The sequence below is a fragment of the Dokdonia sp. 4H-3-7-5 genome (genome assembly GCF_000212355.1).
Classification (GTDB): Bacteria; Bacteroidota; Bacteroidia; order Flavobacteriales; family Flavobacteriaceae; genus Dokdonia.
The window spans coordinates 625649-649507 of sequence record NC_015496.1 but is presented as its reverse complement, the minus strand read 5'-3'; the positions used below and the strand labels follow the sequence as shown (position 1 = coordinate 649507).

The 23859-nt window shown below is 38.1% G+C and carries 24 protein-coding genes; 7 read left to right on the top strand and 17 right to left on the bottom strand.

The genetic code is table 11. The features are described 5' to 3' along the window. Positions 1-5 precede the first annotated feature (5 nt). Together KRODI_RS02840 and KRODI_RS02835 are read left to right on the top strand one after the other, a co-directional pair. Positions 6-1091, top strand: coding sequence for a mannose-1-phosphate guanylyltransferase (locus KRODI_RS02840; RefSeq protein WP_013750064.1), 1086 nt, complete (start codon positions 6-8; stop codon positions 1089-1091). Further along, on the top strand, positions 1091-2581 hold the full coding sequence (locus KRODI_RS02835; RefSeq protein ID WP_013750063.1) for a DUF389 domain-containing protein: 1491 nt from the start codon (positions 1091-1093) through the stop codon (positions 2579-2581). Before KRODI_RS02840 ends, KRODI_RS02835 begins: the two co-directional genes overlap by 1 nt. A 101-nt stretch (positions 2582-2682) precedes the next feature. Here KRODI_RS02835 and KRODI_RS02830 read toward each other — a convergent pair whose 3' ends face one another. The 7 genes from KRODI_RS02830 to gcvP all read right to left on the bottom strand — a co-directional run bounded on the left by KRODI_RS02830 (position 2683) and on the right by gcvP (position 11020). Next, on the bottom strand, positions 2683-3441 hold the full coding sequence (locus tag KRODI_RS02830; protein ID WP_013750062.1) for an ABC transporter ATP-binding protein: 759 nt from the start codon (positions 3439-3441) through the stop codon (positions 2683-2685). Continuing rightward, positions 3442-4179: an MlaE family ABC transporter permease gene (locus KRODI_RS02825; RefSeq protein ID WP_013750061.1), complete on the bottom strand. Its 738-nt coding sequence runs from the start codon at positions 4177-4179 to the stop codon at positions 3442-3444. A 70-nt stretch (positions 4180-4249) separates the two neighbouring features. Further along, positions 4250-5344 carry an alkaline phosphatase gene (locus KRODI_RS02820; protein WP_013750060.1) on the bottom strand — a complete coding sequence of 365 codons (1095 nt, stop codon included), beginning with the start codon at positions 5342-5344 and terminating at the stop codon, positions 4250-4252. 65 nt (positions 5345-5409) lie between these two features. Continuing rightward, positions 5410-6261 carry a glycosyltransferase family 2 protein gene (locus KRODI_RS02815; RefSeq protein ID WP_013750059.1) on the bottom strand — a complete coding sequence of 284 codons (852 nt, stop codon included), beginning with the start codon at positions 6259-6261 and terminating at the stop codon, positions 5410-5412. Beyond that, a complete protein-coding gene (locus KRODI_RS02810) occupies positions 6261-6788 on the bottom strand; it encodes a methyltransferase (protein WP_013750058.1) in 528 nt (175 codons plus the stop codon). Before KRODI_RS02810 ends, KRODI_RS02815 begins: the two co-directional genes overlap by 1 nt. 58 nt (positions 6789-6846) lie before the next feature. Continuing rightward, positions 6847-7905: a 3-oxoacyl-ACP synthase III family protein gene (locus KRODI_RS02805; protein WP_013750057.1), complete on the bottom strand. Its 1059-nt coding sequence runs from the start codon at positions 7903-7905 to the stop codon at positions 6847-6849. Positions 7906-8170: 265 nt separating this feature from the next. Beyond that, the gene (gcvP, locus tag KRODI_RS02800) at positions 8171-11020 is read right to left on the bottom strand and encodes an aminomethyl-transferring glycine dehydrogenase (RefSeq protein WP_013750056.1); all 2850 of its coding nucleotides are present in this window, start codon (positions 11018-11020) and stop codon (positions 8171-8173) included. A gap of 130 nt (positions 11021-11150) precedes the next feature. On the opposite strand from gcvP, the gene KRODI_RS02795 reads away from it, so the two are divergent. Then, positions 11151-12005 (top strand): membrane protein, encoded by an 855-nt coding sequence (locus KRODI_RS02795; protein WP_013750055.1) that lies wholly within the window; start codon positions 11151-11153, stop codon positions 12003-12005. On the opposite strand, the gene KRODI_RS02790 is transcribed toward KRODI_RS02795, so the two are convergent. The 7 genes from KRODI_RS02790 to KRODI_RS02760 form a co-directional block, all read right to left on the bottom strand. Then, a complete protein-coding gene (locus KRODI_RS02790; protein WP_013750054.1) occupies positions 11986-12237 on the bottom strand; it encodes a hypothetical protein in 252 nt (83 codons plus the stop codon). The genes KRODI_RS02795 and KRODI_RS02790 overlap by 20 nt on opposite strands. Positions 12238-12264: 27 nt before the next feature. Further along, positions 12265-12816 (bottom strand): sigma-70 family RNA polymerase sigma factor, encoded by a 552-nt coding sequence (locus tag KRODI_RS02785; protein WP_013750053.1) that lies wholly within the window; start codon positions 12814-12816, stop codon positions 12265-12267. Positions 12817-12949: 133 nt separating this feature from the next. Further along, the gene (locus tag KRODI_RS02780) at positions 12950-13861 is read right to left on the bottom strand and encodes a TIGR01777 family oxidoreductase (protein WP_013750052.1); all 912 of its coding nucleotides are present in this window, start codon (positions 13859-13861) and stop codon (positions 12950-12952) included. 11 nt (positions 13862-13872) lie between these two features. After that, positions 13873-14250, bottom strand: coding sequence for a hypothetical protein (locus tag KRODI_RS02775; protein WP_013750051.1), 378 nt, complete (start codon positions 14248-14250; stop codon positions 13873-13875). Between the two features lie 3 nt (positions 14251-14253). Beyond that, entirely contained in the window at positions 14254-14610 is a 357-nt protein-coding gene (locus KRODI_RS02770; RefSeq protein ID WP_013750050.1) for a hypothetical protein, read from the bottom strand. Then, entirely contained in the window at positions 14600-14962 is a 363-nt protein-coding gene (locus KRODI_RS02765; protein WP_013750049.1) for a hypothetical protein, read from the bottom strand. The genes KRODI_RS02770 and KRODI_RS02765 overlap by 11 nt, the downstream gene beginning before the upstream one ends. A gap of 87 nt (positions 14963-15049) precedes the next feature. Beyond that, on the bottom strand, positions 15050-15553 hold the full coding sequence (locus KRODI_RS02760; RefSeq protein WP_013750048.1) for a GbsR/MarR family transcriptional regulator: 504 nt from the start codon (positions 15551-15553) through the stop codon (positions 15050-15052). A gap of 91 nt (positions 15554-15644) precedes the next feature. Between KRODI_RS02760 and KRODI_RS02755 the strand changes: the two genes are divergently transcribed. After that, positions 15645-16871, top strand: a complete 1227-nt coding sequence (locus KRODI_RS02755; protein ID WP_013750047.1) for a glycosyltransferase — start codon at positions 15645-15647, stop codon at positions 16869-16871. A 34-nt stretch (positions 16872-16905) separates the two neighbouring features. Here the strand turns inward: KRODI_RS02755 and KRODI_RS02750 are convergent, their stop codons facing one another. The 3 genes from KRODI_RS02750 to purK form a co-directional block, all read right to left on the bottom strand. Then, complete coding sequence (locus KRODI_RS02750) at positions 16906-18933, bottom strand: M3 family metallopeptidase (RefSeq protein ID WP_013750046.1); 2028 nt, start codon at positions 18931-18933, stop codon at positions 16906-16908. 252 nt (positions 18934-19185) lie between these two features. Further along, the gene (gene purE, locus KRODI_RS02745; RefSeq protein WP_041295602.1) at positions 19186-19668 is read right to left on the bottom strand and encodes a 5-(carboxyamino)imidazole ribonucleotide mutase; all 483 of its coding nucleotides are present in this window, start codon (positions 19666-19668) and stop codon (positions 19186-19188) included. An 8-nt stretch (positions 19669-19676) separates the two neighbouring features. Continuing rightward, positions 19677-20840 carry a 5-(carboxyamino)imidazole ribonucleotide synthase gene (gene purK, locus KRODI_RS02740; RefSeq protein ID WP_013750044.1) on the bottom strand — a complete coding sequence of 388 codons (1164 nt, stop codon included), beginning with the start codon at positions 20838-20840 and terminating at the stop codon, positions 19677-19679. Between the two features lie 249 nt (positions 20841-21089). Between purK and KRODI_RS15340 the strand changes: the two genes are divergently transcribed. The 3 genes from KRODI_RS15340 (at position 21090) to KRODI_RS02725 (ending at position 23845) form a co-directional block, all read left to right on the top strand. After that, positions 21090-22205, top strand: coding sequence for an adenylate kinase (locus tag KRODI_RS15340; RefSeq protein ID WP_013750043.1), 1116 nt, complete (start codon positions 21090-21092; stop codon positions 22203-22205). 52 nt (positions 22206-22257) lie between these two features. Continuing rightward, complete coding sequence (gene obgE, locus KRODI_RS02730; RefSeq protein WP_013750042.1) at positions 22258-23256, top strand: GTPase ObgE; 999 nt, start codon at positions 22258-22260, stop codon at positions 23254-23256. 64 nt (positions 23257-23320) lie between these two features. Continuing rightward, positions 23321-23845, top strand: coding sequence for a DUF4136 domain-containing protein (locus tag KRODI_RS02725; RefSeq protein WP_013750041.1), 525 nt, complete (start codon positions 23321-23323; stop codon positions 23843-23845). The last annotated feature ends 14 nt before the right edge of the window (positions 23846-23859 follow it).

Sequence of the window (23859 nt, the reverse complement as noted above, 5' to 3'; positions counted from 1 at the left end):
AAATTATGGAAAATACTAAGAATTATTACGCATTGTTAATGGCTGGAGGTGTAGGCTCTAGATTTTGGCCCGTGAGTACTCAGGCTTTTCCAAAACAGTTTCATGATATGCTTGGCACCGGGGAAACCTTGTTGCAAAAGACATTCAATCGTCTAGCTAAGATTGTTCCAGAAGATCAAATTCTCATACTTACTAATACAGATTATAATGATCTCGTAAAGGAGCAGCTCCCTAATATCAAACAAAAAAACATCGTTCTTGAGCCTGCAATGCGTAACACGGCACCCTGTATCCTTCTTTCTGCATTAAAGGTGGAAAAAGAAAACCCTGATGCGGTGATGGTCGTAGCTCCTAGTGATGCGTGGATAGAAGATGAAGACGCCTTTGTAGAAGATCTTCAGAAAGCTTTTGATGCAGCTCAACAAGAAGAAACTATAGTCACTTTAGGCATACAGCCTAGCTTTCCAAATACGGGTTACGGTTATATAAATTATGATAAAAGTGATAACGCTTTCGCGAAAGCGGTAAAACGTTTTACAGAAAAACCCGATTATCCTACTGCCAAAGAATTTGTAGCAAGTGGAGAATATCTCTGGAATGCAGGTATGTTTATATGGAGTGTAAAAACTGTCGTAAACAGTTTTAAGTCTTTTTTGCCGGATATGTACGGTTTACTCAATGAGGGTAATGCAGTGTATAATCTCCCAGAAGAACAAGATTTTATAAATGAGGCGTACCCCAAAGCAGAGAATATAAGTATCGATTTTGGAGTGATGGAGAAGCATCAAAATGTAAAAGTAGTCCCAGCAACTTTTGACTGGAATGACCTAGGTACTTGGGGATCTCTCTATGATAAAATGGAAGGGGCTTCTGGAAAAGATGCCGTTGTAAATGCGCGTATCATCGCAACAAATACTTCAGGAAACATCATTAGAACTGCTAGTAATAAAGTGGTAGTAGTAGACGGACTTAAAGATTATATTATCGTCGAAAAAGAAGATGTTCTCGTTATTGTACCTAAAAGCAAGGAGCAAGACATCAAAGAAATACGCAATGAGGTGCAGTCTAAATTTGGTAATAACTTAGGATAGTGGAAAACAAAGATAATATAGGGGCAAATCCAGATCCAAAGCCCAGCGAACTCAATATTGATCCTAACGAGAATATGAGAGATGAGGCAAAGGGTCTCTGGGAAAGTATAAAGGAATTTTTAAGTGATCTTCTTGATATTAGAGAAGATACAGATAGATCTACTACGGTAGAGGCTATTCGTAAAGACATACCTTTTAAAGGTCATAACGCGTGGATTCTTATTTTTTCCATTTTTGTTGCGAGTATTGGACTCAATGTAAGTAGTACCGCTGTAGTAATAGGCGCCATGCTTATAAGTCCGCTTATGGGACCTATAGTTGGCATTGGGCTTTCTATAGCGATAAATGACGCTATCATGATGAAGCGATCATTTGTAAACCTTGCAGTGATGATAGTGCTAAGTGTGCTTACGGCTACCTTATATTTTAGTTTATCGCCGGTTAAAGAAGTCACACCAGAATTAATGGCGCGTACTTGGCCTACTATATTAGATGTGTTTATTGCAATTTTTGGTGGTCTTGCGCTTATTGTTGCTAAGACAAAATCAGGTACTATTGCTAGTGTGATCTTTGGTGTTGCAATTGCTACTGCCTTAATGCCACCACTATGTACTGTAGGTTATGGTCTTTCTCAATCCATTATAGGAAATAGCGAAGGACTTTACTGGGCGTTAGGAGCATTATATCTTTTCTCCATTAATGCTGTGTTTATAGCACTTGCTACATTTACCGTATCAAAACTTCTAAAATTTCCGTTAGTTAAATATGCAAACCAAAAGACTAGAAAGCGTACGACGCGTATGGCAACTCTTATTGCTGTATTAGTTTTAGTACCTAGTGTTTGGACATTTTTAAGATTGCTTAATCAGCAAATTTTTATAACTAAAGCAAAGGCTTTTGTTACAAATACTATTAAATATGAAGGTGCAGAGATTGTAAAAGAAACAGATGATGCCGACAATAGACGTGTAGATCTTTATCTTATAGGGAAGCTAGTCCCGCAAAATCTCATTGCTCAATGGGAGGATGAATTTAAGAAGACTGAAGACTGTGAGAATTGTACCCTAGTTGTACATCAAGGCGCAGATCAAAGTGGCGAACTTGCAGCAAGATTAAGTACAGAGGTGCGCTCTGGTATTCTTGAGGATTTATATGTAAAAAATCAAGAAGCAATGACTTCTAAAGATGAGCAAATTCGTCTTCTTGAGAATGAGGTGACCCAACTTCGTGGGACAGCCTTACCATTTGCATCTATGCGCAATGAGGCAAAAATTAATTATGATGGGCTTAAAAGATTTGGTTATGCTACAGAGATTACTACAGACTTTTCTGGTGGTATTGATACCTTAACGGTAGTTCGAGTAGAATGGGCAGATAGCTTGTCCCAAAGCGCAAGAAATAAACAGCAGGAAAAACTAGGGCAATGGATAAAAGAGCGTTTTAGTCTCGATACCGTAGTAGTAAATGGTAATGTTTGGAGAAAGAAATAACATCACTGTTCATTAGTCTATAACACAGTTTCTTAATTACCTAGGTATAATATTAAAGGGCTATAATTCTTTATAATGGCGCTTTCGCGAAAGCGTAACAATTAAGAGTTTTGAGCTTCTCTTACCATTTTAAATAGGTTTGAGGAGTACACAAAATTTGTAACGTCTTTATTATCTGTTTTAAAGATTTCATTTTTAGTTCCTTCCCAGGCTAGGTGGCCTTTTTGAAGGTACACAATATGATCCCCTATTTCCATCACAGAGTTCATGTCATGCGTATTAATGATGGTTGTAATATCTTGCTCTATGGTAATCTCTCTAATAAGATTATCAATTACGGTAGCAGTATTAGGATCTAGTCCAGAGTTAGGCTCATCACAAAACAAGTATTTTGGATTGTTTACAATAGATCTAGCGATAGCTACACGCTTTTGCATTCCTCCAGATATTTCTGAAGGTAACTTATGGTTTGCATTCTCTAGATTAACGCGGTTGATGACCACATTTGCTCTTTCTATGCGTTCCTTCTTTTTCATCTTTGTGAACATCTTGAGCGGGAAAGCGATGTTTTCTTCTACAGTCATGGAGTCAAACAAGGCGCTGCCTTGAAAAACCATCCCTATCTGCTCTCTAAGATCACGTTGGTGCTCATCATCAAGTTCTGAGTATGGATTACCATCGTAGATTATTTGTCCGCTGTCGGGCTTAAAAAGGCCTAACATCGTTTTTAAGAATACCGTTTTACCAGATCCAGAAGTGCCTATAATAAGATTAGTCTTACCAGATTCAAACTTGGTTGAGAATCCTTTTAAGACTTCGTTGTCACCAAATGACTTTCGTATTTCTTTTACTTCAATCATCTAGCTTAGTAATAATTGGGTGGTTATAAAATTCACTAGTATAATCGCCACACTTGTCCATACGAACGAAGTTGTACTCGCTTTTCCTACTTCCAGAGCTCCGCCTCTCATATAATATCCATGGTATGCAGGAATAGTAGCTAGTAAAAAGGCAAACAAGAATGTCTTGAAAAACGCATAGAATAGTTGGAAAGGTATAAAGTCTTGTTGAAGTCCAGATAAAAAGTCATTACTAGGGGCAAAGCCTCCATATACTGCGGCTGTATAAGCACCTATAATTCCTAAAAACATCCCTATTGCAATAAGGAATGGATAGATTAACATCGCAACAATTTTAGGAAATACTAAGTAATTAAGAGAGTTGATTCCCATAACTTCTAGTGCATCTATTTGCTCTGTAACACGCATGGTACCTATGCTTGAAGTTATAAATGATCCTACCTTACCAGCCATAATAACAGATACAAATGTAGGAGCAAATTCAAGTATAATAGACTGTCTTGCAGCAAAGCCTATTAGCGATTTTGGCAATAGCGGGTTGTTTAAGTTGAGTGCCGTTTGTATGGCAACAACAGCACCTACAAAGAAGGATATAAATGCAACAATACCTAATGACCCAATGATTAGATCATCAATTTCTTTAAAAATAAGATCACGAAGAACCTTGCCCTTTGTAGGTTTTACAAAGGTATTTTTTATCATTAAGAAATATTCACCTATAGAGTGTAGGTATGACATTGACGATGTTTAAGTGGCTAATGTAGGTATTAATACGATTGTTAAAATAGTATTTAAGATAGGTTTATGACTACTGCTGTTTTAGTAATTTCTTCATTTTGGCATGAATAGCAGTATTCTCATAGATTCCCATGAACTCAGAAGCGCCAGGTCCGTAAGCAAAAACTGGTACCATCGTAGCACTGTGTCCGCCTGTAGAAAATGATGGTTCTATCGTGTTATAATCTCCCGCTTTTGATGCAAGTGTAAAGCCACCCGTTTCATGATCTGCAGTTACAATAACGAGTGTGTTGCCATCCTTTTCAGCATAATCAAGCACTTGACCTATCACCGTGTCAAAGTCTATAAGTTCGCTTATTAAGTACTCACTATCATTATTATGTCCGCCCCAGTCTACTTGAGAACCTTCTACCATTAAGAAAAAGCCTTTCTTATTTTGAGAAAGTTTCTTGATTCCAAGTTTAGTAGCGTCATACAAGAAAGAACCACGACCGTCTAAAAATTTAGGCATCCCACTGTCTGCTAGTAAGAAACCATAGTTTTTATCTTTTTTTAATGAAAGCATAGGATCGAGTCTGTCTAAGTATATTTCATAGCCCTTAGACTCGAGTGTTGCTACGAGATTATTTCCATCTTCTCTATTTTCAAAAAATTTACGTCCTCCACCAGCAAAAAAGTCAACGCCAGAGTTAATGATATCTTCGGCAATTTCTAACTCCATCTTTCTAAACTTTTGATGAGCATAAAAACTAGCAGGAGTCGCATGAGTGATGGTTGAAGTTGCGATAACACCTGTAGCAAAACCTCTTTTTTCTAAATCTTCAAGAATAGTTGGTGCAGCGATGGTGTCTGTATTAACTCCAATGGCTCCGTTATACGTTTTTAAACCTGTAGAAAAAGCCGTAGCTCCACTAGCCGAGTCTGTAATTAAATCACTTGCCGAAGAAGTTTTAATGAGTCCTATTGTTTTGAAGCGATCATAATTAGACGGCTGCGTATTATAATATTGACTAGCAGAAATCTGGCTCAAACCAGTACCATCTGCTATCATAAGTATAATGTTCTTAGGTTTTTTATTTTGTGCTGTACTGCTTACAGATGCACAAGATATGGTCATACCTATTACACATAGCGATAGATATTTTGATATTGACTGTATATTCATTGTAGTAAAGATTTAAGCAAAAGTAATTAATGTCTCAATGACAATTTTAAAGATTAGGTTAAGAATTAGACACCAAGCTTAGATCTTATTCCTTTCCATCGTAAGTTTCTTATAAATGTGCCTTCTTGTGCACTTACAAGGTGATCTTTTTTAGATCGCTTTGCGCGAAAATATCCACGCAAATAATCCTTAGTTAAAAGCAAGTTCCCTTTGCGATTTGCTAACTTGATTGACGCTATCAAAGTAAGCCAAAAGCCGTATCTCATTCCATAGAATGCTTCTCCTTGTTTAAATTGTGCTGCTTTGTTGTAGGTATTGCCTGTTGGTTTCAGGTGTTTTACATGCAGGGTGTCGTTTGTGATAACCTGCCAGTTATAATATTTTGCAAGAAGCTCATCGATGGTGTCCCACCCCATTGCTGGTTTGAGGCCTCCTATTTCTTTAAAACATTCTTTTCTATACGCTTTAAGTGCGCCGCGTATGTGGTCTTTGTTAGTTAGGTTTTCAAGAACCCAATTTTCATCTTTTTCTACATAGCAAAATCCTCCAGCCATTCCGATGCGAGGATTTTTTTCAAATTCATGAGCAATGGTCTCTAGGTAATTCACTGGAAAAATAAGATCTGCATCAAATTTGCAAAAGATATCATAGTCTTCATCAAGCGTGTTTATACCTTTTTGAACGGCTTGTATTACTTTACTGCCGGGTAGATGTATATCGCTGCTGGTTGTATTGAGAAGTTCTATGAAGGAGTGCGCTTTCGCGAAAGCGGAAATTATCTTCTCACTGTTATCTGTACTTTGGTCATTGACCACAACTACCTTTTTAGGAAGCAATGTTTGTGCAACTAAGGAGTCTAGCATTTGTTTTATAAACTCGGCCTCATTGTGACAAGGTATGACGATGTAGAAATTCATTATGACTTGCGTTCGGCGTAAATCAGGTAGTAGCGCGGAGTAAAGATTCTCAATAATGGTCTAATACCTACTTTCTTAACGGGATTTGTAAACTTCTCACGTTTTTTAATTTCCCATCCTGCTTTTTCAAAAAGCCAGTCAAATTGCCAATCTTCAAACTCATGGTAATGTCTATCCCACATATCAGTCTTGGAACGATAGGCAGGGGAGAACCATAGTTTTAAAGGGATACTCGCTACTATTTTATCTGCCTTTATATCTTGCAGGACATTAAAAGGTGCGAGTAGATGTTCAAAAATCTCAAACGCAGTAATCACCGTTGCATCTGCTTGTTGTACAGCACTCGTGTCTATATCTAGATCTTCTCCCGATGTATTTTGTACTGTATATCCTTCACGTTCCATAAAATCTACAAATGGGTTACGCACACCGAGATCAAGAATTTGCTCATTTGTGTCAGGAATTACTTCCTTGAGAAAATTGATTGTGTGTTTGTATCGTTTGTTTGGAAAAGTGTTTTCGTACACGTTTAATGATAATTTACAGTTAGTAACACTTAAAAAAAAGAGGGTGCTTGTCTCTAAATTAATAGCGATATACCATAGCGTTGATGTTCATTCCAGCACCTACACTTGCAAAAATAACGACATCACCTTTGTTGATTTCGTGATTTTCTAGAGCTCCTTGACGTACTAAGTCAAATACTGTAGGAACCGTAGCAACAGAGCTGTTACCTAGTGTGTTGATGCTCATAGGCATGATATGCTCAGGCATTTCTAAGTCGTGAAGTTTGTAAAAACGACTTACAATTGCCTCATCCATCTTCTCGTTTGCTTGATGGATAAATATTTTCTTTACATCAGCAATTGTACAGCCACTATTTTCAAGGCATGTTTTCATGGCTTGAGGTACTTGTGTAAGCGCAAAGTTATAAATCTTGCGACCATACATTTTTATGTACTTAGTTTGCTGTTCTGCTTCGGTGTTATAAGAAGATCCGTTAAAAAGGAAATATGCCTCATCATAAGTAAATGTAGCTGTCTCAAAAGATAATATTCCAGTATCACTATCATCTTGCTCGATGATAGATGCTCCAGCACCATCACTGTAAATCATACTGTCTCTGTCGTGATCATCTACCACGCGAGAAAGCATCTCAGTACCAATCACAAGACATTTCTTGGCCATTCCTGCCTTGATATAGGCTTGTGCTTGAATCACACCTTCTATCCATCCAGGACACCCAAAAAGAATATCGTAAGCAACACACTTTGGGTTTTGTATACGTAAGTTGTGTTTAATACGTGATGCAAGACTAGGTACAATATCGCTAAAGTTTGATCCCTTTTGCACATCACCATAATTGTGAGCACAGATAATATAGTCTAGTGTTTCAGGGTCTACTCCTGAGTCTTTAATAGCTTTTAGGGCTGCTTGCGTCCCCATGTCTGAGGATTGCATACCAGCAGGTGCATAGCGTCGTTCTGAAATACCAGTAATGGCTTTAAACTTTTCTATGATGATACCATTTTTAGATTTAATGGCAGAGCCATCCATATTCAAAAATTGATGTTTTTGAAAGTTGTCATTTTTTGTTACGACTTCTGGAATGTAGCTGCCTAAACCTGTTATCTTAATTGCCATATAGGGTATTTTGTAAGGAAGTAAAGTTAATGAAACAGAATGGGATTGCCCGATGTCATAACTGTTCCTATTTATTTTGTGAAATCCATAATAATTAGCTCTTTTTAGCTACTTATCAGCGAGAACTTTACCGTTATTAAATTAATCTTGATGTATGTATAAAATAGCAAAGGTCAAAATGCTAGATTTTGACCTTTACTTATGAGATCATCTCAATTTTGACGATGTTTTTATCAAAATAATAGATGTTTCAATTATTGTGCATTTATGCTTCCATGTATTCCTCAATAGGAGCACAAGTACATATTAAATTACGATCACCATAAGCGTCATCTACACGACGCACAGTAGGCCAGAATTTATTTTCTGCAACATAGCTTAGCGGGTAAGCGGCTTTCTCTCTAGAGTATGAGAACTCCCAAGTATCTGCAGTGACCATAGCTAGTGTATGCGGTGCATTTTTCATAATGTGGTTAGGCTCATCAGAACTTGCTGTGTCAATTTCCTTTCTAATAGAAAGCATTGCTTCACAAAAACGATCTAGTTCTTCTTTGCTTTCACTTTCTGTAGGTTCTATCATCATAGTTCCTGCTACTGGGAAAGAAACCGTAGGAGCGTGGAAACCATAATCCATAAGACGCTTTGCGATATCTGTTACTTCGATACCATGAGCTTTAAATGGACGACAGTCTATAATCATCTCGTGTGCAGCACGACCGCGTTCTCCTACATATAAACATTGGTAAGCGCCGTCAAGACGCTCTTTGATGTAGTTTGCATTAAGAATAGCATACTCAGTAGAGTGACGTAATCCTGGCTCACCTAGCATAGTGATGTATCCGTAAGATATAAGACATGCAAGTGCAGATCCCCATGGAGCTGCGCTTATTGCAGTAATGGCTTGCTCACCACCTGTAGTAATTACTGGGTTAGTAGGTAAGAAAGGAACTAGTTGCTTTGCAACACATATAGGTCCTACTCCTGGGCCACCTCCTCCGTGAGGAATAGCAAACGTTTTGTGTAGGTTTAAGTGACATACATCTGCGCCAATTGCTCCTGGATTTGTAAGGGCAACTTGTGCATTCATGTTTGCACCATCCATATATACTTGACCACCATGCTCATGTATGAGTGATGTGATTTCTTTTACAGCGCTTTCATATACTCCATGCGTAGATGGGTATGTGATCATAAGTGCCGCAAGGTTGTCTTTGTGCTTCTCTGCTTTTTCACGTAAATCATCTACATCGATGTTTCCGTTTTCTAGTGCTTTTGTAACTACTACTTTCATACCAGCCATTACTGCACTTGCAGGATTGGTTCCGTGTGCAGATGATGGGATAAGGCAGATGTTTCTGTGGCTGTCTCCACGAGATTCGTGGTATGCACGTATTACCATCAGTCCGGCATACTCTCCTTGAGCGCCAGAGTTAGGTTGTAATGATGTACCTGCAAAACCTGTAATCTCCGTAAGTTGATCTTCAAGTTTTTTAAGCATAGTCTGGTATCCTTCTGCCTGATCTAATGGTGCAAATGGGTGCATATTCCCCCATTGCGGATCAGAAAGTGGTAACATTTCAGACGCTGCATTAAGCTTCATTGTACAAGAACCTAGGGATATCATTGAGTGATTTAATGATAAATCTTTACGCTCTAGTTTTTTGATGTAACGCATCAATTCTGTTTCAGAATGATAGGTGTTAAATACTGGAAGTTGTAAAAATGAAGTCTCACGAGCTACACTTGCAGGAATCGCGTTTCCTTCGGCAATTTCAGATATAACGATAGTTTCTTTTGAGTACGCTTTCGCGAAAGCGGAAATGATATCATTTACATCTTGTAAGGTGGTAGCTTCATGTATAGAGATTGCCACGGTCTCTGCATCTGGGTAATGGAAGTTGATTTCCATTTCTTGTGCTACGGCAGCTACTTTAGCAGCATCTGCTTTTATTTGTATGGTATCAAAATAACTCTCGTTTGTTTGATACAATCCTAGTTGTTCAAGTGCATCTGCAACAGTAGCTGTAGTGTTGTGAACCTTATTTGCTATATTTTTTAATCCTTCTGGACCGTGATATACACCGTACATTCCCGCCATAACAGCAAGTAATACCTGAGCAGTACAGATGTTTGAAGTTGCCTTATCACGTTTGATGTGTTGCTCACGCGTTTGAAGCGCCATACGCAGGGCACGCTTACCATCAGTATCTTTTGTTACTCCAATGATACGTCCTGGGATGCTTCTTTTATATTCTTCCTTAGTAGCAAAGTATGCTGCGTGAGGACCTCCGTATCCTAATGGAATACCAAAACGTTGCGTAGTACCTACTACCACGTCTACTCCAAATTCTCCTGGAGCGCGCAGTTTTACAAGGCTCAATATATCTGCTGCTACAGCTACTTTAATATCTGCTGCATTTGCATTTGCTACAAAATCTGCGTAGTCAAATACTTTTCCAGATACACCTGGATATTGTAAGATGGCTCCAAAGAACTCTTTAGAAAAATCAAATTCTTCGTGATTTCCTACTACTAATTCAACACCAATTGGGGTTGCACGTGTTTGTAATAAAGAAAGCGTTTGAGGTAAAATCTCTTCAGATACAAAGAATTTATTTACGTCTGCCTTTTTCTGATCACGGCTACGTACAGAAAACAGCAATGCCATTGCCTCTGCAGCTGCGGTAGACTCGTCAAGTAAAGATGCATTTGCAAGCTCCATACCTGTAAGATCTGTGATCATGGTCTGGTAGTTAAGCAATGCTTCTAGACGCCCTTGAGCAATCTCTGCTTGGTAAGGCGTGTAAGCCGTGTACCATCCCGGATTTTCTAGAATATTACGCTGTATTACCGCTGGTGTAATCGCTTGGTTGTATCCTAGACCTATAAAAGATCTAAAAACTTTGTTTTTATTAGACAGTGCTGTGATATGTGCAGCAAACTCATGCTCGCTTAGCGCAGGGTCTAGCGTAAGGTTGTTCTCAAGTCTAATGTTATCAGGAATAGTCTCAAATATGAGTTGCTCGATAGTTTCAGCGCCTACGGTTTTAAGCATCTCAGGAAGATCACTTCTACGCGGGCCTATATGGCGTAATGCAAACGAATCTGTATTCATCGTATTGAATATTTTTAGGTGTCACAAAAATAAGGCAACGAAATCGATTTTTACGACTTATTTGCCTCATAGCGAGCTAATGTTTTCAACGGAAATGCAACCTTATTAACAGTTGTAGTATTTTTGTCTAATGCAGTTGTTTAAACGTGTTTTTGACTTTTATATAAACAGTAGTATCCACGTGAGCTTAGCCGTGGTTGCATTAGGGTGGGTGACTTGCTTGTCTTTAGACATAAACGTTAATTACGAGTTGCTTGCGTTTTTATTTTTTAGCACAGTGACTGGCTATAATTTTGTTAAATATGCCGAAATAGCTGGTTTACACCATCGGAGCCTAGCAAAATCATTAAAATCAATACAAGTTTTTTCTGTTTTTTGCGGAATTGGGATGATTGTAACGGCATTTTGGCTCCCACTAGAAGTGTGGGTGGCTTGTGGTATTTTGGGGTTAATCACGCTACTGTATGCAGTTCCATTTTTTCTCCCAGCAACAAGCACAGATAATAATAAGGGGAATTTGAGAAGCATCTCTGGTGTAAAAATCTACATCATAGGTCTTGTATGGGCAGGAGTGACGGTGTTATTACCAGTTCTCGAGCAAGGTCTCTCGATGTATTGGGATGTGTGGATTGTATGTGTACAGCGCTTTCTTTTTGTAATCGCTATCATGATTCCATTTGAGATAAGAGATGCGAGTTATGACCTCGCCTCTTTACGTACGCTGCCTCAAGTAGTAGGCATAAAAAAAGCCAAAATCATCGGTGTGATTTGGCTTTTCTTATTTTTAATTCTAGACTTTTTAAAGTACGACTTATCTATGCCGATGTTAACTACACACTTAATAATTGTAGCAGTGGTAGTGGTTTGTATCACGCTTTCGCGAAAGCGTGCTTCAGCTAAGAGTTATTTTACATCCTTTTGGGTAGAGGGAATCCCACTACTTTGGTTAAGTCTAGCGTTGTTATTTAATTATTTACTTGATTGAGTTGCTCTTGAAGGCGTTGCTTCATGAGTTCTTTATCAGACATAGAAACTGTTTCTACCGATGGATTTTTTATTGCTTTACTAAGCTTTCCATTACGAGAAGAATATTTTCTACAAGCTCTACAATAGATAAGGTGAAAACTTAATTTTATTTTATCTATTAATGAAGCCTCGTTATACTGGTTCTTGTCGCAGATGTGGTTAGCCTCTTGACATTCAGTTTTTAATTTCATTTTTTTACTTTTAATTATTCTAGATACTTATAGCCAATTTTTCTCCATACAGCTTGCCATGGCTGTACGGGCTCTGTGGATAATTACCCAAAAGTTAGACGGAGTAATATCAAATTCATTACAAATTGCTTCAGTATCAAAGTCGTCTATAGTTTTCATCTTAAAAATACGAGCTTGCTTTTCTGGTAACTTACTTAAGCAATTAAAAATCGCCTCGCCTAGCTCTTCATTTTCGATGCTATCTTCGGCAGTTTTGTCAAAGGGGTCTGCAACGCGCTCCTCTAGCCAGTCGCCTTCACTCTCATCATCTTTGTAATTGATGTGAACTTCTGCCTTTCCTTTCTTAGAGTTTGTCTTGCGGTAGTGGTCAATGATTTTACGCTTTAAAATGGAAATGAGCCACGTACGTTCTGTAGCTTCTCCTTTAAAGTTTTTCATTGACTTAAGACCTGCGAGAAAAGTCTCAGAAATTAAGTCTCTTGCCATGTCGCGATCATTAACGCGGGCGATGGTATAATTAAATAGGTAGTCCGAGTACTGGTCTACCCATTTTGTGGGGTCTATTTGGTTAGTGGACATAAGTAATCTGTCGTATATTTTTTCAAAAATAACATAAAACTGATTAGCATATTGATTTTTAGAGCAATCAAGGGTTTCTGTTCTGTTATTATAGGTTATCCACTAATTAAATTTTAGGTTAGAGTGATGTAATTTAACGTAACAAATCTTTTAATGCCTTATCTAGTTGCTCATACCTAAATGTAAAGCCCTCTTTTAGTAATTGTTCTGGGATTACGTTGCGGCTTTTGAGTAACAATTCGGTTTCTGTTCTTATTACAAAGGCACCAACTTCCAATAATGGTTTAGGAGAAGGGATGCCAAAAGGTATTTTAAGAGTATCACGCATCAATGACATAAGATGTGCATTTGTGGTGGGCTTAGGTGCCACTATATTAATTGGTCCTTTTATATGGGAATTAGTGATTAGAAAGTCAAGACTACGTAAAAAGTCTTCTTCATGAATCCAACTGAATTTCTGCTTTCCATCACCTTGTTTTCCTCCTAGTCCTAGTTGGGTGATTTTTTTAATTGGTTGCAAGGCTCCGCCATTTTTGCCCAGCACGATAGATGTGCGCAACGCAATCTTACGCGTTTGCGTCGTCGTGCTTGAGAACAATGCATCTTCCCATGCTTTTGCCACGCTTACAGAAAATCCAGTGCCTATTTCTCCAGTGCGTTCGGTCATTTCCTTATCTAGCGAGTGACGATATATAGTCGCTGTAGATGAGTTGAGCCAAGTGGAAGGAGGGTTTTTACATTGTGCAATTGTCTTCCCTATAATCGTAGTCGTGTCTACACGGGAGTTCATGATGAGGTCTTTATTTTTATCCGTATAGCGGCAGTCTACAGAGCGTCCAGCCATATTAATAACTACATCTGCATCTTCAAATTCTCGCTCCCAACCAGAGAAGGTTTTTGCATCCCAAAGAACCGTTCTCACGTTGTTATGCTGTGGTTTTTGCTTTCGCGAAAGCAAAACAATCTCCTCAAAGCTACTTCCGAAATAATCAGTTAAGAGCGACCCTAAAAAGCCGCTCCCACCTGATATAATTAATTTTTTCATGATGTTATAGTTTACACTTGTTGAGGTTGTATAGCTCTAGATTTTCTACGACCTCTGAAAAATAGCAATAAGTTAAGGAACAGCATAGCTCCTAAGTAAATTGAGAAACCACCTATTTTACTACTTAAAATCTCAATGAGACTCTGGTAAGTTTCATCAAAGCGATAATCACTAATCTTTAAGATAAGTAGTCCAAACCCAAGATTAAGGAGGTAGAACCCTACTTCAAAAAGCTTGTTTGTAGCATTTGCAATCTCTTCTTTCCCTTTAAAAATGTCAAGCATAAATGTTTTTCCATTCTTAAAAAGCGTGCGCGAGACAAAAAATGTCAACAATAGAATAACAGGTAAGTAAATAAAATAGCCGATGATGATTTTAGAAGTTTCCATAATTTAAAATTTAGATAGTGATTGTTTATTAAAAAGAAATTGTACGCCTGCGATGTTTATATAATGAAGCGCTGCAAGAAGCATAATTATTTGTCCAGCATGAGAAGCAATGTTTGATATAATATCATGAGGAGTGGTGATTGCAGTCCAAGTAGAAATCATATACACCGAGTAGCCTAGATTTACGAGGTAATAACCTACTAGTAATACCTTATTGATATAGGAACATAATTCAAGATTGTCTGGCATCAAGCTTGCCACAAACACATTGCCATTGCGATAGCAGATTGTACCTACTCTTATGATAATTGTACTCATTAGAAGACCATAAATACTGTATTCGATGATGTTATAGTACATGACAAGTAGATTTTAATTCATCATTGAGACTAAGTGTCCTTGAGATATAAAGAGAGTAAAATGCAAGGAGTCCAGCTGAAATTAAACTGACTACAAAAACAAAGTCTTTTGCATAAACAAACTCTTCACCAAAGTATAGAAAAGACAATGTAGTCGTAACTAGTAATCCATAAAGAATAAGATGTTTTTTAAATAGGGTAGGCATCTTTTTCCAATAGCACAGGTGAATTAAATAAAGAATGATCTGAGCAGCGCCTGTAGCCATCATAAATATCAATCCAAAATATGGTATAATAAATAGAATCAAATTAATGATTACAGTGACTTTGTTGATTTTGTAGATAGTTCTCATAATATTATACTTTCAGAAAATAATGAAACATTTAATTCAATAAAAAGCACATATTTCAGTGCTTAGTTATTTTGAGTTTGAGAAGTATTACTTCATCAACTTTAATATCGTCTTAGTAATCCAGTTCTCTTTATAATCTGTGATTTTTTCAAGCATGCTGTCGGCTCTGGAGACAAATTCATAAAGCTCTGCTGTTTTTGCTTTAAAGTGAGCAGCCTCTTTTGTGTCTGTATTTTCTAGGTTTGTTACTTCTTCTAAAACTCGTAAGGTAGGTTTGATTTCTCGCTTGCTGCGTTCCTTTGCAATCTTCCTTGCAAGCTCATCTATGTTACCTTCTGCAACAAAGTATTCTCTTCGTTCACCGGCTTTGTATTCTTTAAAAATAATGCCCCAGTCTATTAATGAACGTAAATTCATGCTCGCATTACCGCGTGAGATATGAAGCTCGCTCATAATATCTTCCATACTAAGCGCTTCTGGAGATACCATTAATAATGCATGAATTTGCGCCATGGTTTTATTAATTCCCCATTGAGATCCTAGAGCTCCCCAGGTTTGTATAAACTTATTTTTTGCTTGACTAAATTCCATACATCAAATATACGAATGTTATTGTAGTTTCAATAATAAATGAAATAATATTTTTAATCAAAGCAATATTCTTATCTGTATTTTTGATTTTATGAATGTATTAGTGATCTCTACTGTATGGGTTGAGCCTACCTCTTCGGCAGCGGGAAGTAGGATGTTGCAGCTATTAGATATGATGATAGCAAAGGGTTGGAAGATTACTTATGCTAGTACGGCTGGAGTTTCAGAAAATGCTTTTGATCTAGAAACGCTGGGCATCACAACACAAGAGATACGTGTAAATGATGAATTTTTTAACGCTTTCGCGAAAGCGTACCAACCCAATATTGTCCTTTTTGACCGATTCATGGCCGAAGAGCAATTTGGATGGCGCATCGCAGAACAATGTCCAGATGCTATAAAAATTCTAGACACCGAAGATTTACACTGCCTGAGAAAAGCACGCCAACAAGCAGTAAAAGAGGGTAGAGATTTTAACGAAAATGATCTTATCTCTGATGTAGCCAAAAGGGAAATTGCTTCCATATATAGATGTGATCTTACGTTAATGATTTCTCGAGTAGAGATTGCCTTGTTGCAAGACTTCTTTAAAGTGCCTAGCTCACTCTTACATTACCTACCATTTTTATTGCCCAAAGCGCCAGCCGATTGTAAGCCTTTTAATGAGCGACAACATTTTATTGCAATAGGTAATTTTATACATCTTCCTAACTGGGACGCTACGCTAGCGCTCAAAAAGAATATCTGGCCGCTTATTAGAAAAGAAATTCCCACAGCAGAGTTGCATATCTATGGTGCTTATCCGTCAGAAAAAGTGATGCAACTGCATAACAAGAAGGATGGTTTTATTGTAAAAGGAAGAGCAGAAGATGCGCATGAAGTGATAGCCAATGCACGAGTATTACTTGCTCCGTTGCGTTTTGGGGCAGGTTTAAAAGGAAAGTTCATAGATGCAATGCAGTGTGGAACTCCATCTGTGACCACAACAATAGGGGCAGAAGGGATGAAGCAAGGTTTGCCTTGGAGTGGTGCGATAACTGATGATGATGTAACTTTTGCGAGAGAGGCGATTACCTTATACAATGATGAGTTGGTTTGGAGCAAAGCTCAGGAGCAAGGCAAAGAAATCATCAATAAAAATTTTCAAAAAGAAGATTTTGAAGAAGATTTCATAGCGAGAGTCAATTCTATTAAGACGAATCTAGAAACCAGCCGACTTAATAATTTTACAGGTCAGATGTTGCTGCATCATTCCATGCGTAGTACCAAATTTATGTCTAAGTGGATTGAGGAGAAAAATAAAAAGGAGCCCATATAATGAGCTCCTTTTGTAATCTGATTAATGTTTGACCTTAAATAAGTCCTGCACGTCGCAACAATGCTTCTGGTTTAGGTTCTTGTCCACGGAAACGTTTATACAATATCATAGGGTCCTCTGTTCCTCCTTTTGAGAGTACGTGATTCTTAAACTTAGCTGCTACTTCTTTATTAAAAATACCTTCCTCTTTAAAGTATTCAAACGCATCTGCATCTAGTACTTCTGCCCATTTGTAGCTGTAATATCCCGAAGAATACCCTCCTTGAAAGATGTGTGCAAATGCAGTACTCATACACGTATCTGGAGTGTCAGGATATAAAGAAGTATCTCCAAATGCTTTTGTTTCAAACGCTTTTACATCCTTAATGTCACTCGGATCTTGACCATGCCATGACATATCGAGTAAGCCAAAGCTTAGTTGGCGCAGGGTTCCCATTCCTTCTTGGAAGGTAGCGGCATCTTTTATTTTTTGAACTAAATCCATTGGGATTACTTCACCGGTCTCATAGTGCGTAGCAAAAAGCTCTAAAGCTTCTTTCTCATAACACCAGTTCTCTAGTACTTGACTTGGTAACTCAACAAAATCCCAGTATACAGAAGTGCCTGAGAGGCTAGGGTAGGTAGTATTTGCAAGCATACCGTGTAGCCCGTGTCCAAACTCGTGAAAGAGCGTAGTCACTTCGTTAAATGTGAGTAAAGATGGCTTGCTAGGTGTAGAAGGAGTGAAGTTACATACATTAGATATGTGCGGGCGATCATTTACACCATTCTCAATTTTCTGACCTTTAAAAGAAGTCATCCATGCTCCACCACGCTTTCCTTTACGTGGGTGGAAATCTGCATAGAATAGAGATACGTAGTTTCCATCTGCATCTGTCACACGATAGGTTTTCACCTCTTTGTGATAAACGTCCACGTCATATACTTGTTCAAACTGAAGTCCAAACAATCTTGTTGCAATTTCAAAAACTCCGTCAATTACATTTTCTAACTTGAAATATGGCTTGAGTTGCTCGTCATCTAGGCTAAAAAGTTTTTTCTTAAGCTTCTCAGAATAATAAGAGCCATCCCACTTTTCTAAGCGATCAATGTTGTCGAGTTCTTTTGCAAATTTCTCTAGTTGTTCAAATTCTTTCTGTGCGGCAGGTTTTGCTTTTTCTACCAATTCGTTTAAAAAGCTTATTACTTTTTCGGGCGTTTTTGCCATGCGCTCTTCTAGTACAAAATGTGCGTGTGTAGCATACCCAAGTAACTGTGCGCGTTCAAAACGCAGATTTGCAATCTCCAGCGTGTTCTTTTGATTATCGTGCTCGTTGTTTTTAAAGGCTCTACTCCCAAATGCAAGTGATAGCTCCTTACGTAACTCACGATTATCTGCATACTTCATAAACGGAATGTAGCTAGGGTAATCCAGTGTTACTACCCATCCATCTTTTTCTCTAGAGACTGCTTCGGCGGCAAATGCTTCTTTTGCACTATCAGGTATTCCTGCTAGATCTTTTTCATCGGTGATATGTAGCTCGTAGCTGTTTGTTTCGGCTAAAATGTTTTCGCCAAAACTCAGTTTTAATTGTGCTAGCGCAGTATCAATTTCGCGTAAGCGGGATTTTTTATCCTTTGGTAAGTTGGCTCCGTTGCGAGAGAAACTCTTGTATTTTTTATCGAGAAGTGTTTTTTCTTCTACGGTAAGGTCTAAACTGTCCTTTTGAGCGTATATATCTTGAATTCTAGCAAATAACTGCTCGTTAAGAGTTATGTCATTGCTAAAAGCTGTAAGCAGTGGAGAAACTTCTTGTGCTATTTTCTGAATAGCTTCTGAAGTTTCGGCGCTATTTAAGTTAAAAAAGACGCTCGAAATACGATCTAGTTGCTGTCCTGCGTAGTCTAAGGCTGCGATGGTATTTGTAAAAGTAGCAGGCTCGTCGCTGGTGGCGATATCGTCTATTTCTTTACGACTTAAACGTATTGCTTCTTCAAAAGCTGGCTTAAAATGCTCGTCTTTAATTGTAGAAAAAGGAGCTTCATTAAAAGCTTGTAATAGCGGATTGTTTGTAAGCGACATGGACTTTTAATTTTGTAATTTTTTGAAAACATGTACTTTATCGAAAAAAGTAGTGATGTTGTCGGTAAATAGAATGAATTTTTTAAGTTTGTTTACGTAGAAAAAAACTAGAGTACTTTCACTTTAGTTTAAAACGATATTTCCCCCATCAATGTGTAGAAAAGGTTTGGTTAATATTTAGAATGGTTAATAAATACGTTATCATTTCCCAGTATACTGCATTGTTAGAGACCACCTTTTAGGTGGTCTCTTCTATTTTATGCTTTTTGCACCTTCTATAACCTTTTGCTTAAGCCCTTCTTTGTAGGCTATAATTTTATCTTGTACTGCACCATCTCTAGCTCCTAGAATCTGAGCAGCAAGAATACCTGCATTTTTTGCTCCATCTAGCGCTACGGTTGCAACTGGTACACCTCCTGGCATTTGTAATATAGAAAGAACAGAATCCCATCCATCTATAGAGTTACGAGATTTTACAGGAACGCCTATTACTGGTAGTGGTGATAGTGAAGCTACCATTCCAGGTAAGTGTGCAGCACCTCCAGCTCCAGCTATAATCACATTAATACCGCGAGTATGGGCATTTTTACCATAATCAAAAAGTTTTTCCGGTGTGCGGTGTGCGCTCACAATATCTACTTCTGTCTCAATATTCATTTCCTTTAAGAAGTCTATGGCTTCTTGCATTACTGGTAGGTCGCTAGTGCTTCCCATTATGATTCCAACTTTCATAATCTTTATTTTTATTGTGCAATTACACGTATGTTTTCTTTAACCTCTTGAGCTACTTGTCTTGCCTTTGCAAGATTGTGATCTACAATGGTAACGTGTCCCATCTTGCGGAAAGGTCTTGTCTCCTTCTTGCCATAAATGTGTGGTGTTACACCATCCATCGCCATAATTTGTTCTATGTTCTTATATTTTACTGCGCCTGTATGTCCCTCATCACCTACTAGGTTCACCATTACAGATGCTACTTTGCTATCTGTGTTACCTAGTGGTAGGTCTAAAATAGCTCTAAGATGTTGTTCAAACTGATTTGTAAAACTTCCCTCTATGCTGTAATGACCGCTATTGTGAGGTCTAGGAGCAACTTCATTTACAAGAATCTCATTATCTTCTGTTTGAAACATCTCGACAGCAAGCAGACCTACGTGGCCAAATGCGTTTGAAACCTGCTCTGCTATAGCACGAGCTTTATTTGCAACATTCTCATCTATACGAGCTGGGCATATTACATACTCAACTTGGTTTGCTTCTGGATGAAATTCCATTTCCACTACAGGGTATGTCTTTACTTCGCCAGATACACTACGAGCTACAATTACTGCAAGCTCATTTTTAAACGGGATCATTTTTTCGGCGATGCATGGTACTTGAGGTAGGTGGTCTAAATCTTCGGCGTTTCTTACGACAGAGACTCCTTTTCCATCATATCCTCCCGTACATGATTTCCAGATAAATGGAAACTCGATATCACTTGATGCTGTGCCTAAGTTTTCTTTTACCGCTTTCGCGAAAGCGTACTTTGTATATCCCGCTGTTGGAATGTTGTGTTGTGCATAAAAGTCTTTCTGTATCCCTTTGTCTTGTATGTTGCGCAACACAGATGGTTGCGGAAACACTTTCACCCCCTCTTTTTCTAGTGCTTCAAGGGCTTCTATATTTACACTTTCTATCTCAAAAGTAAGTACATCTACTTTTTTGCCAAAAGCGACTACCGTATCATAATCCATAAGACTTCCTTGCTCAAAATAATCACAAGCAATCTTGCTAGGAGCATCATCACTAGGGTCAAGCACATATGTTTGAATATCATACTTTCTAGTATCGTAAAGCATCATCTTACCGAGCTGGCCACCGCCTAAAATTCCAAGTTTAAACTGTGAAGAGAAGTAGTTTGTCATAATATTAAATCCCTTTTTAGGGGTTTTATGTGCAGACCTATGAGATCTAATTAAAAGTTATTTCTTTGATCAAACACAGCAGACTAACCACCAAAGCTCGATTTTTTATAGCATCTAATTACTGTTTTCAAAAGTACAAATTTCCTTAGGATGGAGTTTGAGAAGTGATTGAAAAAAGTCCTTTTGAGATTTGGGTTTTGGGTTTAAGGCAATTGTCATTTCCTCTTGGTATCTTTGCCCTTTGTTATTATGAAAAATACCATCACACTACACGACCTCTCTTTTGAGAAATTTATTACAAAAACAAATGTGCAACATGCTGTAAACGGTGTGGCTGTGCGTCTTAATGAAGATTATAGAGGCAAATGTCCTGTATTTCTTACAGTACTTAACGGTGCATTTCTCTTTAGCTCAGAGCTCATTAAAAAGTTTGATCACGACTGTGAATTGAGCTTTATAAAGGTAGCGAGTTATGAAGGAACGCAGCAAAGTGATGAAATTCATACCGTAATGGGAGCAGAGCCATCACTTAAAGGACGCGATGTGATTGTGGTAGAAGATATAGTAGACTCTGGAAACACTGTTGAAACCATCATAAAAATACTTAAAGACGAAGAGGTTGCTTCTTTTACGATAGCATCCTTACTTTATAAGCCAGCGGCTTATAAAAAGCCTTATAAAATAGATTATATAGGGCTAGAAGTACCTAATGATTTTGTAGTAGGATATGGTCTAGACTATAATGGTCTAGGACGTAATCTTACATCCATTTATAAACTTAAAGAATCTACAATGACTAATCTGGTTTTATTTGGCCCTCCAGGTGCCGGTAAAGGAACACAAGCCGAAGTTTTAAAAGAAAAGTATAATCTAGTACATATAAGTACTGGAGATGTTTTTAGATACAACATTAAAAATGCTACAGAGCTAGGGACCTTAGCAAAATCATACATTGATAAAGGACAGCTTGTTCCAGATAGCGTAACTATAAAAATGCTTAATGCAGAGGTGGAGAAAAATGCCGATGCTAAAGGGTTTATTTTTGATGGTTTTCCTCGTACAGAGGCACAGGCAGAAGCACTAGCAGAATTACTGGAAAGTAAGAATACTGAGGTTTCTGGAATGGTTGCTTTAGAGGTGGATGATGAGGTGCTAGTACAACGTTTACTAGAAAGAGGTAAGACTTCTGGGCGTGCAGATGATGCAGATGAGGCAGTGATACGCAACCGTATTAAAGTATACTATGCAGAGACTGCTATCTTAAAAGGATACTACGAGAAGCAAAATAAGTATCACGGAGTTGATGGCGTGGGTACAGTAAGTGAGATTACAGACAGATTAAGTAAGGTGATTGACACCTTATAAAAAGTACTAGTGTACTTATATATTATTAAAGAAATTAAAGGCTAGCTGAAAGATGACTGAAGGAAATTTTGTAGACTATGTAAAGATTCACACGACCTCTGGAAATGGAGGTTCTGGTTCTGCGCATTTACACCGTGAGAAGTTTATTGAGAAGGGTGGTCCAGATGGAGGAGATGGAGGTCGTGGAGGCCACATTATTATAAGAGGAAATACTAACCTATGGACCCTTATACATTTAAAATTTAAAAAACACTTGCGTGCTGGTCACGGAGGAAACGGTGCAAAATCAAGATCAACAGGTCATGATGGTGTAGATGAATATATAGAAGTGCCACTAGGGACTACTATAAAAGACACAGAGACTGATCAGGTGCTTTTTGAAATCACAGAAGATGGTCAAGAGTTTATTGCTGCTAGAGGTGGTATGGGAGGTCGTGGTAACTGGCACTTTAAGACGAGTACAAACCAAACTCCTAGGCACTCACAGCCAGGGATAGACGGTTATGAGGTACACCTTACTTTAGAACTTAAAGTACTTGCAGATGTAGGTCTTGTAGGATTTCCAAACGTAGGTAAATCTACATTGCTCGCGGCAATCACAGCGGCAAAGCCTAAAATTGCCAACTATGAATTTACTACACTTAAGCCTAATTTAGGTATTGTAGCTTACAGGGATTTTAGATCTTTTGTAATGGCAGATATTCCGGGTATTATAGAAGGAGCTGCTGAGGGTAGAGGATTAGGACATCGCTTCTTACGTCACATAGAACGTAACTCTACATTACTTTTTATGATCCCTGCAGATGCAGATAGTATTGCAGAGCAGTATGAAATACTACTTAACGAGCTTCAAAAATACAATCCAGAATTACTTGATAAAAGTAGACTCATCGCTATCACAAAAAGTGACATGCTCGATGAAGAACTAAAAGCAGAAGTCTCAGAAGAACTAGATAGAGAACTTCCGATACCATACTTATTTATTTCTTCTATTGCGCAACAAGGTCTAGTAGAGCTTAAAGATGCATTGTGGAAAATGATGAATGAGTAGTTAAGAACTACTTAAATACAACAATCTGCATAATCCTTTGTTATCTTTATACAAAACAAAGGATATGCGGATTTTTTTATGTCTTATCGCCTCATTAATGCTCACTAGCTGCGGGACGATGTATGTAGATTATGATTACGATACTAAGAAAGATATTGCTGGTTATAAAAATTACGATTACGACTTCTCTGAGCCATCAGGCTTATCAGAGTTTGACGAGCGTAGATTCTTAAAATATACAGATAGCATATTGCAGTCTCGAGGCTTTGTAAAAACGATAGAAAATGAGATTTTTATCAAAATAAAAGCAAACGAATTTGAGACCAACTCTAGAAACACCATTGGCGTAGGCCTTGGAGGAGGAGGAGGTAATGTGGGAGTGGGTGTAAGTGGTGGGATTCCTATAGGAGGAGCCGAAAGGCACTTACAGCTTATCTTCACCATTTATGAAGCTCAAAATGCGCAAGCCACCTTATGGGAGGCAACGAGTGAGAGCGATGTAAAGGTAAAAGCGTCTCTTGAGAAAAAGGAAGCTCATTTTAAGAAGCTGGCCGAAAAGATTTTAAGTAAATATCCACCTCAGAAGTAAATCAGTTTTGGCAT

Bases quoted from the DNA above. Each gene is read 5' to 3' on its own strand.
- KRODI_RS02840 (WP_013750064.1), top strand. From the start codon at position 6: ATGGAAAATACTAAGAATTATTACGCATTGTTAATGGCTGGAGGTGTA.
- KRODI_RS02830 (WP_013750062.1), bottom strand. From the start codon at position 3,441: ATGATTGAAGTAAAAGAAATACGAAAGTCATTTGGTGACAACGAAGTC.
- KRODI_RS02825 (WP_013750061.1), bottom strand. From the start codon at position 4,179: ATGTCATACCTACACTCTATAGGTGAATATTTCTTAATGATAAAAAAT.
- KRODI_RS02820 (WP_013750060.1), bottom strand. From the start codon at position 5,344: ATGAATATACAGTCAATATCAAAATATCTATCGCTATGTGTAATAGGT.
- KRODI_RS02815 (WP_013750059.1), bottom strand. From the start codon at position 6,261: ATGAATTTCTACATCGTCATACCTTGTCACAATGAGGCCGAGTTTATA.
- KRODI_RS02805 (WP_013750057.1), bottom strand. From the start codon at position 7,905: ATGGCAATTAAGATAACAGGTTTAGGCAGCTACATTCCAGAAGTCGTA.
- gcvP (WP_013750056.1), bottom strand. From the start codon at position 11,020: ATGAATACAGATTCGTTTGCATTACGCCATATAGGCCCGCGTAGAAGT.
- KRODI_RS02795 (WP_013750055.1), top strand. From the start codon at position 11,151: ATGCAGTTGTTTAAACGTGTTTTTGACTTTTATATAAACAGTAGTATC.
- KRODI_RS02790 (WP_013750054.1), bottom strand. From the start codon at position 12,237: ATGAAATTAAAAACTGAATGTCAAGAGGCTAACCACATCTGCGACAAG.
- KRODI_RS02785 (WP_013750053.1), bottom strand. From the start codon at position 12,816: ATGTCCACTAACCAAATAGACCCCACAAAATGGGTAGACCAGTACTCG.
- KRODI_RS02780 (WP_013750052.1), bottom strand. From the start codon at position 13,861: ATGAAAAAATTAATTATATCAGGTGGGAGCGGCTTTTTAGGGTCGCTC.
- KRODI_RS02775 (WP_013750051.1), bottom strand. From the start codon at position 14,250: ATGGAAACTTCTAAAATCATCATCGGCTATTTTATTTACTTACCTGTT.
- KRODI_RS02770 (WP_013750050.1), bottom strand. From the start codon at position 14,610: ATGTACTATAACATCATCGAATACAGTATTTATGGTCTTCTAATGAGT.
- KRODI_RS02765 (WP_013750049.1), bottom strand. From the start codon at position 14,962: ATGAGAACTATCTACAAAATCAACAAAGTCACTGTAATCATTAATTTG.
- KRODI_RS02760 (WP_013750048.1), bottom strand. From the start codon at position 15,553: ATGGAATTTAGTCAAGCAAAAAATAAGTTTATACAAACCTGGGGAGCT.
- KRODI_RS02755 (WP_013750047.1), top strand. From the start codon at position 15,645: ATGAATGTATTAGTGATCTCTACTGTATGGGTTGAGCCTACCTCTTCG.
- KRODI_RS02750 (WP_013750046.1), bottom strand. From the start codon at position 18,933: ATGTCGCTTACAAACAATCCGCTATTACAAGCTTTTAATGAAGCTCCT.
- purK (WP_013750044.1), bottom strand. From the start codon at position 20,840: ATGACAAACTACTTCTCTTCACAGTTTAAACTTGGAATTTTAGGCGGT.
- KRODI_RS15340 (WP_013750043.1), top strand. From the start codon at position 21,090: ATGAAAAATACCATCACACTACACGACCTCTCTTTTGAGAAATTTATT.
- obgE (WP_013750042.1), top strand. From the start codon at position 22,258: ATGACTGAAGGAAATTTTGTAGACTATGTAAAGATTCACACGACCTCT.
- KRODI_RS02725 (WP_013750041.1), top strand. From the start codon at position 23,321: ATGCGGATTTTTTTATGTCTTATCGCCTCATTAATGCTCACTAGCTGC.